At 71.9% G+C, this 16,382-nt stretch carries 11 protein-coding genes, 1 tRNA gene and 2 pseudogenes; 6 read left to right on the top strand and 8 right to left on the bottom strand.

All coding sequences use genetic code 11. The annotated features are described in order from the left end of the window. The 5 genes and pseudogenes from MXD61_RS28740 to MXD61_RS07335 form a co-directional block, all read left to right on the top strand. Positions 1–120 (top strand): annotated as a pseudogene (locus MXD61_RS28740) (GDP-mannose 4,6-dehydratase); the annotation flags it as partial. 197 nt (positions 121–317) lie between these two features. Further along, positions 318–1,952 carry a hypothetical protein gene (locus MXD61_RS07350; protein ID WP_248812078.1) on the top strand — a complete coding sequence of 545 codons (1,635 nt, stop codon included), beginning with the start codon at positions 318–320 and terminating at the stop codon, positions 1,950–1,952. Beyond that, positions 1,949–3,334 (top strand): glycosyltransferase family 4 protein, encoded by a 1,386-nt coding sequence (locus MXD61_RS07345; protein ID WP_248812077.1) that lies wholly within the window; start codon positions 1,949–1,951, stop codon positions 3,332–3,334. Before MXD61_RS07350 ends, MXD61_RS07345 begins: the two co-directional genes overlap by 4 nt. A 16-nt stretch (positions 3,335–3,350) precedes the next feature. Then, entirely contained in the window at positions 3,351–8,075 is a 4,725-nt protein-coding gene (locus MXD61_RS07340) for an alpha-(1->3)-arabinofuranosyltransferase family protein (RefSeq protein ID WP_374628562.1), read from the top strand. 360 nt (positions 8,076–8,435) lie between these two features. Then, positions 8,436–9,845, top strand: a complete 1,410-nt coding sequence (locus tag MXD61_RS07335; protein WP_248812076.1) for a glycoside hydrolase family 26 protein — start codon at positions 8,436–8,438, stop codon at positions 9,843–9,845. A gap of 16 nt (positions 9,846–9,861) precedes the next feature. On the opposite strand, the gene MXD61_RS07330 is transcribed toward MXD61_RS07335, so the two are convergent. The 8 genes and pseudogenes from MXD61_RS07330 to MXD61_RS07295 form a co-directional block, all read right to left on the bottom strand. After that, positions 9,862–10,293 (bottom strand): DUF3037 domain-containing protein, encoded by a 432-nt coding sequence (locus tag MXD61_RS07330; RefSeq protein ID WP_248812075.1) that lies wholly within the window; start codon positions 10,291–10,293, stop codon positions 9,862–9,864. Continuing rightward, a complete protein-coding gene (locus MXD61_RS07325; RefSeq protein ID WP_248812079.1) occupies positions 10,286–11,188 on the bottom strand; it encodes a HipA family kinase in 903 nt (300 codons plus the stop codon). Before MXD61_RS07325 ends, MXD61_RS07330 begins: the two co-directional genes overlap by 8 nt. A 153-nt stretch (positions 11,189–11,341) precedes the next feature. Next, entirely contained in the window at positions 11,342–12,127 is a 786-nt protein-coding gene (locus MXD61_RS07320) for a Crp/Fnr family transcriptional regulator (protein ID WP_248812074.1), read from the bottom strand. A 233-nt stretch (positions 12,128–12,360) separates the two neighbouring features. After that, positions 12,361–13,329, bottom strand: coding sequence for a pirin family protein (locus tag MXD61_RS07315; RefSeq protein ID WP_163549297.1), 969 nt, complete (start codon positions 13,327–13,329; stop codon positions 12,361–12,363). Positions 13,330–13,550: 221 nt separating this feature from the next. Then, positions 13,551–13,626, bottom strand: a tRNA-His gene (locus MXD61_RS07310). Positions 13,627–13,718: 92 nt separating this feature from the next. Beyond that, positions 13,719–14,378 carry an oligoribonuclease gene (gene orn / locus MXD61_RS07305; RefSeq protein ID WP_175084514.1) on the bottom strand — a complete coding sequence of 220 codons (660 nt, stop codon included), beginning with the start codon at positions 14,376–14,378 and terminating at the stop codon, positions 13,719–13,721. A 52-nt stretch (positions 14,379–14,430) separates the two neighbouring features. Then, complete coding sequence (locus tag MXD61_RS07300) at positions 14,431–14,919, bottom strand: hypothetical protein (protein ID WP_248812073.1); 489 nt, start codon at positions 14,917–14,919, stop codon at positions 14,431–14,433. A 402-nt stretch (positions 14,920–15,321) separates the two neighbouring features. After that, positions 15,322–16,045, bottom strand: a pseudogene (locus MXD61_RS07295) (S16 family serine protease); the annotation flags it as partial. A 110-nt stretch (positions 16,046–16,155) separates the two neighbouring features. On the opposite strand from MXD61_RS07295, the gene MXD61_RS07290 reads away from it, so the two are divergent. Further along, positions 16,156–16,382: helix-turn-helix domain-containing protein (locus tag MXD61_RS07290; RefSeq protein ID WP_374628560.1), on the top strand; the 227-nt coding region annotated here is incomplete at its 3' end.

The raw sequence follows: 16,382 nt of genomic DNA, 5'->3' as shown, positions 1-16,382 counted from the left end.
GCGCGGGAGGTGTTGGGGTGGCAGCCGCGGGTGGCCTTCGAGGAGCTGGTCGCGATGATGGTCGACAACGACCTCGCCCTCGAGTCCGACTCGTCCGACAAGGCCCTGACGATCAGGTGAACCTCTCCCCCGGGCGCCGGACGCCGCCGACCACCCCCATCGGGGTGAAGCGGCCGGTCACGGGGGTGAAGCGGGTGCGGCCACGGTTGTCCCCGCTGGTCCGCCGGGCAGGACGCCCGCGTGGGTCGCCGCAGAGCCGTCTGCTGCCGCAGAGCAGTCCGTCAGCACCGAACGGTCCGTCGCCGGGGCGTACCGCGATGACCCGGCACGCGCCGGCGGTGACGGCGGGCGGCGGCGCGTCGGCGGGCGGCCCGCCACCCGCCGACCGCGACCTGCCCGCGGGAGACCCGACCGCGACCGCCTCGGCCCCACCGGCCGGGGTCGGGTCCGGGACCGCCGCCGGGGGTGCCCGGCGCGGTGGGTCGCTGCGCGGGGCTGTCCCGCTCGCCGCGGCCGGGCTGCTGGCCAACGTCGCGAACCTCGGCGTCACCCTGGTCATCGCCCGCCAGATGAGCACCCGCTCCTATGGCGCGGTCGCCCAGCTCATCGCGGTGTTCTTCGTCGTGTCGATGCCCGGCAGCGCGCTGCTGGTCGGCGTGGTGCGCCGGGTGACGATCTGGCAGCACACCGGTCGCCCCGACCTGCTGGACGGCTGGGTACGCCGCATTCGCCGAGCCGGGGTGGCCACGGTGCTGGTCGTCGCGGTGCTCGCCGTCGCGGGACGCGGCGCGGTGGCGCACGAGCTGTCCCTGCCGGGCCCCGGCGGCATCGCCGAGATCATCATCGCCGGGGCGGCCTGGTGCCTGCTGTGCGTCGACCGCGGGCTGCTCCAGTGCGCCCGACAGTACGGGGCACTGGCCGCGAACCTGCTGGTGGACGCGGGCGTCAAGACCGCGGTCACGATCGGTCTGGTCCTGGGCGGCCTGGCCGAGGCCGGGGCGGCGATGGGCGTCCTGTGCGGGGTGTGCGCGGCACTGCTGCACACCCGCCGGGCGCTGGCCCGCCACCCGCAGGCGCTGGGCATGCCCCGACCGGACCTACCCGACTCCCCCGGCGCACCCGGCACACCCGCGCTGGCGTCCCCCACACCGGCCGTCGCCGAACGGACGTCCCCCGAACTGGCGTGCCCCGAACTGGCGTGCCCCGACGGGATCACCCCCGGCGGGACGTCGTTCGCGGCGGTGTCCGTCCCGGTGGCCGGCGAATCCACGCCCGACACGGGGCGGGCACCCGCGGCGGGCGTCGCGTCCAGGCGGCTGGCGGTGGAGGTCGGGGCGGCACTCGTCGCGCTCGGACTGCTGGCAGTACTGCAGAACGTCGACGTTCTGATGCAGGGACGGCTGGCGCCCGGCCGGTCGGGGTCGTACGCGGCCGTGTCCGTGGCCAGCAAGGTCCTGGTGCTGGCCGCGGTCGTGCTGGCCGGCTTCCTGCTGCCGGAGACGGCCGATCGGCGACATCTCGGACAGCACGCCCTGCACCAACTGGGTGCAACGATTGCAATACTGCTGGTACCGGCAGCGGGGCTGCTCACGGCCGCGCTCGTCGCACCGGACACACTTCTTGCGCTGGCCTTCGGGTCCCGCTTCACCGACGCCTCCGGCGCCCTGTTTCCCCTGGCCGCGGCGATGACCTGTCTCGGAGCTACCGTGCTGTTCACCCACTATCTGCTCGCCCTCGGCGAGCGTGGCGTCCTGCTGGCGCTGGCGCTGGCCGCCGCCGTCACCGTCCCCCTGTTGTGGTGGGCCGACGGCGACCCGGCGGCGACCGCTCGGGCGGATCTTGCCTGCCAGGCGGTGCTCGCCGTGGTCACCGGCCTGTCGGTGCTGGCCGCGGCCCGACGTACGGCCCGTGAGGCAACGGGTCGACCGGCTGGACGGATGGTGCAGGCATGACCGCTTCACGTAACGGACGGGTCCCGAACAGCACCGGCGGCCCGAACAGCACCCTGAACCCGAACCGCGCGCCGGACCCGAACGCTGCCCTGGCGCCGACCCCGGCCCGGCTGGTCCTGCCGTCCTCGGGCACGGCCGGCTCGCAGGTCGCGCCGAGCCTGCTGACCCAGCAGCTGGGCGCACCGAGTATCGAGGCCGTGGTGGGGCGCCCACCGAGCCTCGCGGAACTCGTCGAGACCTCGGGGATGCGTCGAGTCCACGTGCTGGCCTGGCGGGACCTGGACGATCCCGAGTCCGGTGGCTCGGAGCTGCACGCCGACAAGGTCGCCGAGCGTTGGGCGCAGGCTGGCATCGACGTGAGCCTGCGCACGGCGATGGCACCCGGGCGGCCCGAGTCCGTCCAGCGCAACGGCTACTCGGTGGTGCGCAAGGCGGGCCGCTACTCGGTGTTCCCACGCACGGCACTGTCCGGGGCGATGGGTCGGACCGGCCCCTGGGACGGTCTGGTCGAGATCTGGAACGGCATGCCGTTCTTCTCGCCGGTGTGGGCCCGCTGCCCGCGGGTGGTGTTCCTGCACCACGTGCACGCCGAGATGTGGCGGATGGTGCTCTCCCCGAAGCTCGCGCGGATCGGGGAGACCGTCGAGTTCCGGGTGGCCCCGCCGATGTACCGGCGGACCCGCATCCTCACACTGTCCCAGTCGTCCCGGCACGAGATCATCGATCTGCTCGGTCTGCCGCCGCGCAACATCACCGTCGTGCCGCCGGGTATCGACCCGGCCTACACCCCCGCCGGCGAGCGGTCACCGCATCCGCTGGTGCTCTCGGTCGGGCGGTTGGTGCCGGTGAAGCGGTTCGACGTGCTCATCGACGCGCTGCTGCGGGCCCGGCAGGACCATCCGACGATGGAAGCGGTGATCGTCGGCGAGGGCTACGAGCGACCCGAACTCGAGAAGAAGATCGCCGCGGCGGGCGCCGGGCAGTGGCTGCGGCTCATCGGCCGGGTCGATGACGCCGAACTGCTCGCGCTCTACCGGCGTGCCTGGGTGCTGACCTCGGCCTCCGCCCGGGAGGGCTGGGGCATGACGATCACCGAGGCGGCGGCCTGCGGGGTCCCGTCGGTGGCCACCCGGATCGCCGGGCACACCGACGCGGTCATCGATGGCGAGACCGGTCTGCTCGTGGAGCCCGCGGACCTGGGCCGCACACTCGCGGGTGTGCTGACCGACCGCGAGCTGCACGCCCGGCTCGCCGCCGGCGCGCTCGCCCACGCCGCGACCTTCACCTGGGCGGAGACCGCCCGCGCCACGTTCGCCGCACTGGTCCGCGAGGCCGCCCGCCAGCGCCGTGCCGACGGTTCCGCCGCCGGCCGGCGCCGGTGAACCGCCCGGTCGCGGCGTGAGCCTGACCACCTCGTCCGGCCCCCCCGGCCCGGACGCCCACGGCCAGCCCACCAACCCCCCGCACCCGGCCGGCGGCGCCGACGTCCCCACCCGGCGCGTACCCGGCGCCCTGACCCCCGATGACGCGCTGGCCAGCGGCGGGGCGGTGGGCGCGGATCACCACCCGGGCGACGACGCTGCCCGGGTGAGCGGGCGGCGCGGGCCGACCTGGCGGCGGTGGCCGACCGGTCGGTTCTGGCCGTCGTGGCCGCCGGTGGTGCTCGCGGCGGTGGTCTACCTGCCACTGCTGGCCACCGCACCCGGGAAGATCGGCGCGGACACCAAGGCGTACCTGTACCTCGATCCGGGTCGGATGCTGCGTCGGGCCGTGTCCATGTGGGACCCGGCGATCGGCATGGGGACCGTCACCCACCAGAACATCGGCTATCTGTACCCCCAGGGGCTGTTCTACTGGGTGGCCCAGGTCGTCGGGCTGCCCGACTGGGTGGCGCAGCGGCTGTGGACCGGGTCGATCCTGTTCGGCGCGGGCGCCGGGGTGCTGTTCCTGCTGCGGTCGTTTCGGTGGCCGGACCGGTTCGCCTTCGTCGCGGCGCTGGGCTACATGCTGTCCCCGTACGTCCTGGAGTACGAGGCGCGGATCTCGGCGATCCTGCTGCCCTACGCGGGGCTCGGCTGGCTGATCGGGATCACCGTCCGGGGGCTGCGGGAGGCCGAGGGGGGACGGGCCGGCTGGCGGCCGACCGGCTGGCGGTTTCCGGCGGCGTTCGCCCTGGTCGTCACGACGATCGGCAGCATCAACGCGTCCAGCCTGATCTTCATTCTGTTCGCGCCGCTGCTGTGGATACCGTTCGCGGTGTGGGGCACCCGCGAGGTGCGGTGGGGCGCGGCCGTCGGGATGAGCGTCCGGGCGGTGCTGGCGATCTGCGTGACCTCGGCGTGGTGGATGGCGGGCCTGTACGTCCAGGCCGGCTACGGCCTCAACGTGCTCGCCTTCACCGAGACGATCGAGACGGTGGCGAGCAGTTCGCAGGCCTCGGAGGTGCTGCGCGGCCTGGGTAACTGGTTCTTCTACGGTCAGGACGCGCTCGGACCCTGGATCGGCCCGGCCACCCGGTACACACAGGCCCTGTGGCTGATCGTGATCAGCTTCGCGCTGCCGATCCTCGCCCTGGTCGCCGCGTCCGCCGTGCGCTGGGGGCAGCGCGGCTACTTCGTCGCGCTGATCCTGCTGGGCACGACGATCGCCGTCGGCGTCTACCCGTACGACGATCCCTCGCCGTGGGGCCGGCTGTTCAAGGACTTCGCGGAGGGTTCCACCGCCGGGCTCGCGCTGCGCTCGTTGCCGCGCGCCGTGCCGATGGTGGTGCTCGGCCTGTCGGTGCTGCTCGCCGGTGGTCTCGCCGCGCTCGAGCAGCGCTGCGCCGATCCGCACCCCCGCCTCCGGGCCGAGGGTGGCCGCCGCCGTGGGGCGAACCGGTCGGCGCGTCGCTGGCGCCCGGCGGTGCCCGGGATCGCGCTGGGCGCCGTGATCATCCTGATCATGGTGAACATGCTGCCGCTGTTCCAGGGGCAGTTCGTCGACCGGCTGCTGGTACGGCCCGAGAACGTCCCGTCGTACGAGACGGAGCTGGCGAAGGCGCTGGACGCCAGGGGCGGCGACGCCCGCGTGCTGGAACTGCCCGGCGCCGACTTCTCCCACTATCGCTGGGGCAGCACCCTCGACCCGGTCTCCGAAGGTCTGATGGACCGTCCGCTGGTCGTACGGGAACTGATCCCCTACGGTGAGGCCGGCAGCGTCGACCTCGTCCGCGCGCTCGACCGCCGGCTCCAGGAAGGCGTGCTGGAGACCGCCGCCATCCCGGACCTGGCCCGGCTCATCGGCGCGGGCGACGTGGTGCTGCGCAGCAACCTGGCCTACGAGCGCTATCGCAGCCCGCGGCCGCGCACCACCTGGGATCTGTTCACCTCGAGGATTCCCGACGGTCTCGGCACCCCGACGACGTTCGGCCCGCCGGTCGCCGAGGACCCGGGTATCCCGTTCACCGACGAGATCACGCTCGGCACCCGGACCTCGGTGGCCGACCCGCCGGCCCTGGCCGACTTCCCCGTCTCCGCCACCCGACCGGCGCTGCGCACCGCCAGCACCACCCGTCCGCTGGTCGTCAGCGGCAACGCGGAGGCGCTGGTGGACGCGGCGGCCTCGGGGCTGCTCGCCGACCCGGTCGCCGACCACCGGGCGATCCTCTACGCCCCCGAACTCGCCGCCCATCCGCAGGAACTGACGCAGGCCCTCGCCGACGGCGCGGACCTGCTGGTCTCCGACACCAACCGGCTGCGGGCCGAACGGTGGACGGGGGTGCGGGAGAACTTCGGCTATGTGGAACAGCCCGGTGTCGCCCCGCTGACCCGGGACCCCAACGACAACCGGCTGGAGCTGTTCCCCGGCGAGACGACGGCGAACGAGACGACGATGGCGCTGACCGTGCCCGGCGCGCCGGCGCGGATCGCCGCGGTCACCGCGTCCAACTACGGCAACACGTTCTCCTACGCGCCCTGGGACCGGCCGACCCGCGGCATCGACGGCGATCCGAGCACCGCCTGGCGGGTCGGCGCCTTCACCGACCCGACCGGTGAGCAGTGGCAGGCGACGCTGGCCACCCCGACCACCGCCGACCACATCCGCCTCGTCCAGCCACTGACCGGGCCGCGTAACCGGTGGATCACCCGGGTGACGTTGACGTTCGACGGCGGCAGTCCGGTCACCGTCGACCTCGACCCGTCCTCGCGCACCGAGGCCGGCCAGACGGTCAGCTTCTCCAGTCGTTCGTTTCGCACCCTGCGCATCCGGGTGGACGGGACGAACACCGGCCGCCAGCGCACCTACGACGGGGTGTCCGCCGTCGGCTTCGCCGAGGTCGACATTCCCGGCGCCGACGGGAAGGCGCTGACCGCCGACGAGGTGCTGCGGATGCCCAGCGACACCCTCACCGCGGCCGGTGCCTCGTCGCTGAGCCACCGGCTCGCCCTGCAGATGTCGCGGGACCGGGCCAACCCGGCGGAACCGTTCAAGTCCGACACCGAGTCGGTGATCGTCCGATCGTTCGACCTGCCGACCGCGCGGACCTTCGCCCTCACCGGCACCGCGCGCGTGTCCGCCTACGCCTCGGACGCCGCCCTCGACCAGACCCTGGGTCGGGCGCCGACCCTGCCGGTGATCACCTCGTCCGGACGGCTACCGGGCGCGATCGCCGACCGGGCGTCCAGCGCCTTCGACGGCGATCAGAGCACCGTGTGGAGCCCCGGTATCGGCGCGCAGGACGGCGCGTGGATCCAGGTCGCGGCCCCGACCCCGGTCACCGCGTCGTCGGCGACGATGGCGCTGGTCGCGGACGGCCGGCACTCGGTGCCCACCCGGATCGGCCTGATCGTCGACGGTCGTACCGTCGGATCGGTCGCCGTGGCGCCGGTCGGTGACACCGACCAGCGGGGCGGCACCCGGCAGGTCACCCTGAACTTCCCCGCCACCACCGGCAGCAGCTGGCGGTTCGTCGTCGAGGACACCCGCACGGTGACCAGCCTCGACCCGATCAGCCGCTCGTCGCTGGCGATGCCCGTCGGCATCGCCGAGATCGGCCTGCCCGGTCTGGCGGCAGACCCGGCGCTTCCCCCGCAGCTGCCCGGGACCTGCCGGTACGACCTGCTCAGCGTCGACGGCCAGCCGGTCGGTGTGCGGGTCGACGGTTCCACGACGGACGCGGTGAGTCGGCTCGGGCTACGCGTGTCGACCTGCGGTGGCGCGTTGACCCTGGGCCCCGGCGAGCATGTGGTGCGCACCGGGGACGGCGCCGGGCTCGGTTTCGACCTCGATCGGCTGCTGTTCGCCTCCGACGCCGGCGGCGGACCGTGGCTGGGCGCCGGTGACACCGGGACGGCACCCGCCGGGCAGAGCACCGCGACTGCCCGCACGGCCACCGAGCCGCAGGTGAACGTGCGCTCGACGTCGGCGACCTCCTACCAGGCGACCATCACCGGTGCGAAGCCGGCGACCCCGTTCTGGCTGGTCCTCGGGCAGAGCCTGTCACCGGGCTGGCACGCGACGGTGAACGGTGTGGACGCCGGTACCCCGCGGCTGATCGACGGCTATGCCAACGGCTGGCGGATCACCCCGACCACAGGCTCGCTCAGCGTGAGCATCACCTGGGCGCCGCAGCGGATCGTCCGGTACAGCCTGGTGCTGTCCGCGGTGACGGTCGTGTTCTTCCTCGCCCTGCTGGTGATCACCACGCGTCGGGTTCGGCGGCGCCGGTCGCGCGGTGTCGACGGCGGCCCGGATCGTCCGGACCTGCCCACCCTGGACCCGTGGCGCGCCGAGACGTCCGACCGGGTCGGGCCGCGCATCGTCGTGGCCGCGGCGGTCGGTGCCGGGGCGCTGTCCACCGTGCTCGTCTCGGTGCCGGCGGGGGTGGTGGTGGCGTTGGCGACCGTGGTGGCGCTGCTCGTCCCGCGTGGGCGCTGGCTGACCCGGATCGGGCCGGCGGTGTGCCTGACGGTGAGCGCGCTGTACGTGCTCGAGGTGCAGGATCGCCATGCCCTGCCGACGAACGGCGACTGGGTGTCGTCCTTCGGACGGGTCGCGGTGATCTCCTGGCTGGCCGTGCTGCTGCTGGCCACGGACCAGCTCGTGACCGTCCTGCGGGGCCGGCGCCGCGGCACCCGCTGACCCCCGCTCACCCGACCCGGTCGACACACAGGCCGGGCATGTACACAGCGTAGTCGCTCGTGCGGGCATTCCCAGACAGACGGGACTGCCCGCACCGCCGATCCACGCCACTCGATACAGAGAGTAAGATTGATCTTCCTTTCTGCCTACTATCCCCCCGTCAACGGCTGGCTGTCACCGGCGCTCCTACACCGATGACCGACTGCAGCAGGCGGGGGAATGACTGAGACATCGCACGCAACGCCGCCCATGGGACGTCACCGGCGGGAATCCAGAGGATGGGACCGTTTCCGGTCCCGAGCCGGGGGATCCTCGGGTCCACCGGGCCACAGCCACAGCCACCGCCGTCGCCGGCGTGGCATGCGGGCCTGGGTTCTGCCCGCCATCATCTGCATGACACCGTTCTTTCTTCTGGGCGGTTCACTGAACCCGGCGCTCGCCGTGTTCGTGCAGAACGGCACGATCGAGGACAACGCCAGCCAGGTCAACTACGTCAACCTGTGGACGACCTGCACCGGGTGCGCACCGGCCACCAGGAACAACAGCTACCGCTTCTCGACGGCCGCCGGAGCGACGGCCGCGATCCGGTTCAACGGTTCCCAGATCGACATCTACGGAATCCGCTCACCCCAGGGCGGGGTCATCACCATCAGCATCGACGGGAAGAACCCGCGTGCGGTGAACACCTACGGAGCCACCCAGACCAGGGCCCTGTTCTACCGCTCCTCCGTACTGACCGAAGGCCCGCACACGGCCTTCGTCGTGAACGTCGGCCGTTCCATCAGCCCCTCCACCGGAACCTGGAGCGGCTTCGACCGGGCGGACAGCTACCGCGAGATCCTGGACACCCCGTCCCAGCCGCACCGATCGGGCCTGCCGTGGCTGTCCGGCGTCAACGGCGACCCGATCCAACAGCCAGGGGACGTGGACGCGTTCTGCGCCAACCGGGGCAGCCCCTGCGACCTGTCGCAGGTGTTCGTCAGCCGGGACAGCTGGCAGAACATGGTCGAACCGTCCTGGACGGAGCGGAACTTCGCCGGCTGGCCGGGCCGACTGGTGATCTCCGTCCCGCCGTTCCCGGAGACCCCGGGCACCTCCCTGCAGACCTGCGCCACAGGTGCCTACGACGCGCACTGGCGTCGGTTCGGCCAGACCCTGAACGAGACCGGCCGGCAGAACTCCATCATCCGCATCGCCTGGGAGGCCAACGGTAACTGGTACAAGTGGTCGGGCAGCGATCCGACCGCCTATGTGAACTGCTGGCGGCACGTCGCCGACGCCATCCGGTCGACCGCGAGCCCCGACCCGCTGCTCGACTGGTCCATCAACGCGCACTACTCCCAGAACCCGGCGAGCCACAACCCGCTGGACCTCTACCCGGGTGACGCGTACGTGGACATCATCGGCATCGACGCCTACGACCACTACCCGCCCTCCCGCACCCAGGCGCAGTTCGACCAGCAGGCCAACCAGACCGGTGGCATCACCTGGCTGTACAACTTCGCCCGCCAGCACGGAAAGCTGTTCGGCGTCGGCGAGTGGGGTGTCGTCAGCGGCAACGACGACAACGGTGCCGGCGACAACCCGAACTACATCCAGTTCATGTGGGACTGGATGCGGGAACGAGCCGACAAGGGCTTCTACTACGAGAACTACTTCAACACCTGCGAGCCGCCGAACGTCGGTTCGAACCTGTTCCGACCGGGGGATCCCACGCACTGCGTGTTCCAGAACCCCCAGGCCGCGGTCCGCTACTCGCAGCTCTGGTAACCGGTAACCGTCCGCCTCACCCACCCGGCGGGGGCGTGATCTCCCGAGTCCCCGCCGGGCGGGGTCCTGGTGCGCCGAGCAGCAGGTCGGCCAGCCGGTCCAGTTCGGCCGACGGATCGTCGGTGAGACCGGTGTGCACCGGCGAGGTCTGGATGATCGTGCTGCGCGGCGCCGTCAACCAGCGAAACCGCTCCCCCGGCCCCGGCCGCCCCGCCGGCCCCGCGCCCGCCCCGCCCGCGCAGACCGCGGCGAACGCGCCCAGATGGGCCAGGACCACGTCGACGTCCAGATGCGGGTCCAGCACCGCGACCCGGGATGCCTCCAGCTGGCAGCGCAGGTCCAGAAACCGCGGCGGCTGGCAGTACAGCACCACCCCGACGTTGAGGAACTCACCGCGTTCCACCCGCGGCACCAGCCGGATCACCGCGTACTCGAACAGCTCAGGCATCGCCGCGCCCCCGAGGCCGCGTCCCACCCGTGCGCAACCAGTCACCGGCCCGCAGCCACTCCGGCCGCCCCGTCTGTCCCGCCCGCCCTGTCCGTCCCGCCTGTCCCGCCCGCCCGGCCTGACCGGCCTGCCGCACCTCGTCGGCGGAGCCGAGGGCCGTGATCACCGCGTCCCGCCAGGTCGCCCGCGCCTCGACCCGGGCCAGCAGCCACCGGACGTAACGCTCGGGCGGCACCGCCAGCCAGTCCGCGGGTACCCGGTCAAGCACGGCGGTGAGCAGTGCCGCCTCCACCTGGCCGGCGAGTTCCACGTCGGCCCGCGCGAACGCGTCAGGTCGGGCCGCCGCCGGTAGCAGCACATGGTCAGCCACGCCGGGCAGGGTCCGGGCGACAGACCCGTCCGCGCTCGCCCAGTCATGATGCGGGTACAGCGCGGCGCCATGATCGATCAACCACAGGCCGCCGCCCCACACCAGCAGGTTCGGATTACGCCACGACCGGTCGACGTTGAGCGTCAGCGCGTCCAACCACAGCACCCGCGCCGCGAGCTCCGGGGCGACGGTGAAGGCGAGCGGATCGTAGGTGATGGACCCGGGCAGGTAGTCGAGCCCCAGGTTGGCGCCGGCGCTGGCCCGCAGCAGGTCCTGCACCTCCTGGTCGGGTTCGGTACGGCCAAGGCGCGGGTCGACGTCGACGACGACGATCTCGGGTACGGGCAGCCCCAGCGCACGAGCCAGCTCCCCGACCACCACCTCGGCGACGAGCGCCCCCTGCCCCTGCCCCGCGCCGCGGAACTTCACCACCCAGGTGCCGAGGTCGTCACCCTCCATCAGACCGGGCAGGCTCCCGCCCTCACGCAGCGCCGCCGCGTACCGCACCGCCGTCACCCGCCGCAGCCCCACGTGCCCCCGCCTTCGCCCGCACCCGTCCGGTTTCCTCCCCGCCCGTGACGGCACCCTACCAACAGCCACCGGAACAGCCGGCCCGCCCGGACGTCCCGGCGGACGCCAGATGCCGCGCTGTCAAAGCGATGTACGGGTGGTCCAGAATCATGCGCCGGCAGCGCGGTAGTTCTCCTGCACCGCCCGGGAGCCCGAATCCAGGCAGGCGAGTTCCGCCCGCAGCAACCGCGGATCCCGGATGATGACCGACCGATAGCCGGTGGACAGCAGGCCGCGCCGCCGCAGATCGCGCAGCACCTTGTGCACCGTCGGCTCGGCGGCTCCCACGAGCGCGGCGATCTCCGGCTGGGTCAACGGGATGGCGACCGCACCGTGCTGGTCCGCCACCGGGCGGCCGTACATCTGCCCGAGTTCCAGGATGACCCGCATCACCCGCAGCGCGACCGGGTAGCCGGCGAACTCCACCCGGCGTCTGGTCGCCGCGCGGTACTTCGCCCCCAGGGTGCCGCTCACCACCTGGTGCACCAGCGGGTGGCGACGCAGGCAGCCGAGGAACGCCTCCGCCGAGAGCACCGTCGCACGCACCGGGCCGGCCGCCACGACGGTCGCCATGCGGGGAAGCGTGTCGATCGCCGCGAGCTCCCCCACCAGATCGCCACCCCGGCGAATCGCGAGCAACGCGAAATGCCCGTTCTCCGTCGCCGCGGTGACCTTCACCCAGCCCTCCAGCAGAACGACGACGAAGCTGGACTGGTCACCCTCCCACATCAACGCCTCCTCATCGGCGAAAACGCGTGGCGTGCCAAGCCGGAGAATCTCCTCGCGGCCGACCGTGGGAATCTGCCCGAGGAAACTTTCGACTGGCCATTCCACCAGCCGAAAACCGGACCCACGATCGGCATCCACACCCACCGATTCAGGTTTGCGCAGCATCGCCGTCCCCGTCGCTCGCGCAGGTTCAGCGAATCCGACACCATCGATGATGGCGGCACCGCACAATCACCCGCAAGGAACCGAAGGCTTTCCGAATACCGCGAGCATACCGACGCCTTTCCCACACGGCACCCGCCTCGTACATCCGGGTACAAGTCCGGACGCGCGGGACCGGCACCCCGAACGCGGTGTGGCCGCAGAGCCCGGTGCGGGCCTCTGGAGGCGGTGTGGCGTCAGACGCGGTGTGGCATGAGGGCGTCGGCGGGGATGACACCGAGGCGTCCAGCCTGGTAGTCCTCGACGGCCTGGACCAGTTCCGCGCGGGTGTTCATGACGAACGGCCCGTGCATCTCGACATGTTCGCGGATCGGACGTCCACCGAGCAACAGCACCTCCAGCCGCGGACTGACCGAGTCCTGCCGCTCGGCCGCGGCGACCGTCACCAGGTCACCGGCACCGAACACGGCCAGCTGACCGGCCTCGATCGCCGTCCGCTGCGGCCCGACCGCGCCACGGCCGCCCAGCACATAGGCGAGCGCGTTGAACTCCGGGTTCCACGGGACGTGCACCGTCGCACCGGGACTCACCGTCACGTGCACCACCGAGATCGGCGTGTGCGTCGAGCCAGGCCCCTGCCGCGTGCCGACATCTCCCGCGATCACCCGCACGAGGGCGCCACCATCCGGCGACGCGGCCAGCGCCACCTGCGGACCCTCGATGCTCTGGTAGCGCGGCGCGGCGAACTTGTCCTTGGCCGGCAGGTTCACCCACAGCTGCACCCCGTGGAACAGCCCACCGCTTTCCACCAGCTCCGCCGGCGGCGTCTCGATGTGCAGAATGCCCGCTCCCGCGGTCATCCACTGCGTCGCACCATCGGCGATCAGCCCGCCGCCACCATGCGAGTCCTGGTGCTGGAACGTCCCGTCGATCATGTACGTGACGGTCTCGAAGCCCCGGTGCGGGTGCCACGGCGTGCCCTTGGGCTCACCGGGCCCGTAGTCGACGGCACCCATCTCGTCCATGTGGATGAACGGGTCGAGGTCGGCGAGGCGCACCCCGGCGAAGGCCCGGCGCACCGGGAAACCCTCCCCCTCGTACCCGCCCGGCGCGGTCGTGATCCTGCGCACCGGACGGTCGACATCGCCGAGGCCAGGCTCGGCCAGCCGCGGCAGGTGGACGGTATCGGCGGTCACGGCGGGCATGACGTCCTCCAGTAGCTCTCACACGTGCGGCTGCGACAGCGGCCGGATAGTTGCATCAGCAACTACCTGCCCCGCACAACCGCCAACCCCCACCGATTCTTCCCACCCACAGGCAGACATGCAGGCGGGCAGGCATGATCACCATTGAGCCAGGAAGGAAGGACCGGCCACGATCAGACGCCGCGGGCGGCCAGGAGACTCGCGCATGGCGAGAAGGAATCTGGGGTGGGTGACGGGACTTGAACCCGCGACCACCGGGACCACAACCCGGTGCTCTACCAGCTGAGCTACACCCACCATGTACGGCGTGGCGCCGTGGGCGCCTCACCGTGCACAGGCATCATACCGGTCGCAGCGGCCACGTGGACGGGGGGGCGGCAACAGTTATCTCAACTGGCGGTCGCGTCGGCGGCGTCGGTCCGACGGGCGACGAGGCCGGCTTGGGCCGCCTCGGTGCGGGCGCGCACGTCCGCGGCGATGGTGCGGGCCTGCTCGGTGCCGGGTCCCGGCGCGGGGACGAACAGGGCCTCGCGGTAGTAGCGCAGTTCCTCGATGCTTTCCTGGATGTCGGCGAGCGCGCGGTGGCCGCCGCGCTTGGCCGGGGCGGCGTAGTAGGTCCGGATGTACCACCTGCGGGCAAGTTCCTTGATCGACGATACGTCGATCATCCGGTAGTGCAGGTGGCCGTCCAGCGCGGGCATGTACCGGGCGATGAACGTCCGGTCGGTGGCGATCGAGTTTCCGCACAGCGGGGCCCGGCGCACCTCGGGCACCCGCTCCCGGACGTAGTCGAGCACCAGCTTCTCCGCGTCGGCCAGCGTCAGCGTGGACGCGCGGACGGCGGTGGTCAGACCGGACGTCCTGTGCATGTCCCGGACGACCGGGACCATCGCGTCGAGCGCCTCGTCCGGCGCGGCCAGCACCAGATCGATGCCTTCGTCGAGCACATTAAGTTCACTGTCCGTAACGAGACAGGCAACTTCCAGCAGCAGGTCCGACGTCGCGTCGAGGCCTGTCATCTCGCAGTCGATCCACACCAGACGATCCATCCCGCTGACACTAAGGTCTTCGGACGGCCTCGTCACGCGCCCGGACCAGCGATCAACCGGACACACTCACACGATTACTGACCGTGAAGGACACGGAGATCGCCATGTCCGGTTCCCGGATCGGGATCGCGGTCAGGGTGTACTGCCCGTTGGGTACCTGGTCGGTCTGCCAGCCCTGGTCCGGACCGGGCGCGAAGATGTACGGCGGCTGGGCGAGGCTGATCTGGTAGGGCTCGATCGGTCCGTTCAGCACCCAGTTGAGCGGCCCGGTGTAGGACAGCGAGTTGATCTCGATCCGCCGGAATCCGGCGATCGGCTGGCCCGTCTGGATGCCGGCGAAGGCGAGTACCGGTCTGGGCGCGGGGAGGATGCCGGTGCCGACCGGCAGCGGCATCGTGGTCGCGGCTGTCGGCGAGGGACTGGCACGGACCTCGTCGTCCCTCGAGGCGCCCTTGTCGTAGCCGAAGACCAGAGCGGGCATCAGCACCAGGGCCGCGCAGAACAGGACAAGACCGACCCAGCCTTGCTTGAGGACGTCCACCTCGTTCGGGCCCCTTCGCCACGGCGGCATGGGATCCGACAACTGTAGCGGGCCACTGGGTCACGACGAGCACCAGGTCGGACCGGCTGGATGACCGGTCAGTGCGAGCGGCGCCTTCGCCGGCCAGGCGGTCGGCTCGGCAGATGCGCCGGCCCACGATTGTCGCGCGGTCTCTGGCGCACCCCTCGGCGGCTAAGCCCCAGGATGCGTTGCTGCGCGATGCGCTCCTGCCGAAGACAGCGGCCACCATCCACGTCCCGACCGTAGCTCCGATCGGGCCTTCGTGCACCCCCGTCACATGGTGTTTACCTTGTCCACGGCGCGTCGCCCCGCAGCTGTGGCCAGCCGTCCCTTGCGCGCCTGTTGGGGGGGCCCCCCGCCGGTGGCCCCCCCCCCGGGGTATCAGGCCCCGCGCCCCTGCCGGGGACGGGGCGCCGGGGCGAAAACGGGGTCCAGGGCCAGCTCCAGCACCTCCCGCACGTCGGTGACCAGATGGACGGTGAGTGCCTCGCGCACCGCGGCGGGCACGTCATCCAGATCCGGCCCGTTACGCTGGGGCAACAGGATGGTGGTGAGGCCGGCCCGGTGCGCGGCGAGCAGCTTCTGCTTCACCCCGCCGATCGGCAGCACCCGCCCGGTCAGCGACACCTCCCCGGTCATCGCCACGTCCGCGCGCACCGGCCGCCCGGACAGCAACGACGCCAGTGCCGTCGTCATGGTCACCGAGCTGACCGGTGAGCGTGAGCCCCGAACCGCCGGTCTCCGCGTCCGCCAGCGATGCCTCGACGAACAGCACGTCCCCGCCGGCGCCGGTCACGGCGAGTCCCGTCGCCACGCCCGGCAACGCGGTGCGTTCCGCCGATTCCGGGGTGAACCTCGGCCGGCCCAGGTAGCCGGTCAGGTTCGCCGCCCCCACCGTCACCGGCAGGGTCGCCTCGCCCAGCGCGGTCCGCGCGACGATCTTGCGCAGCAGTCGGGCGATCGCCCGCTCCAGGTCACGCACCCCGGCCTCCCGGGTGTACTCGCCCGCCAGCAGGGCGAGCGCGTCGTCCTCGACGGTCACGTCCGTGGCGGCGAGCCCGGCGCGTTCCCGCTGCCGGCGCAGCAGATGGTCGCGTGCGATGACCGGGAAACGTAGCGCGCGGGCCCCGTCCTTCAGTGCGGGGCCTACGCGTCAACTCGGCTGCCAGAATGACCGGGGAATCGCGTATTCTGCCAGGTGTGGGAAGTCGGGTGGTGAAGCGGGCATACCGCTACCGTTTCTACCCGACCTCCGACCAGGTGGAGAACCTCGCGAAAACATTCGGTTGTGTCCGCTACGTGTACAACCGGGCGCTTGCCGAACGGCACCGGGTGTGGTCCCAGGAACAGCGGCGGATCAGCCATGGGGAAACCGATCTGATGCTCACCGGGTGGAAACGGGACCCGGACACTCTGTGGTTGGCTGAGCCGTCGAAAGGCCC

The sequence above is a fragment of the Frankia sp. AgPm24 genome, assembly GCF_023243055.1.
Classification (GTDB): Bacteria; Actinomycetota; Actinomycetes; order Frankiales; family Frankiaceae; genus Frankia; species Frankia umida.
The sequence above is the reverse complement of the archived record's forward strand: the minus strand, read 5'-3'. Positions and strand labels throughout refer to the sequence as shown.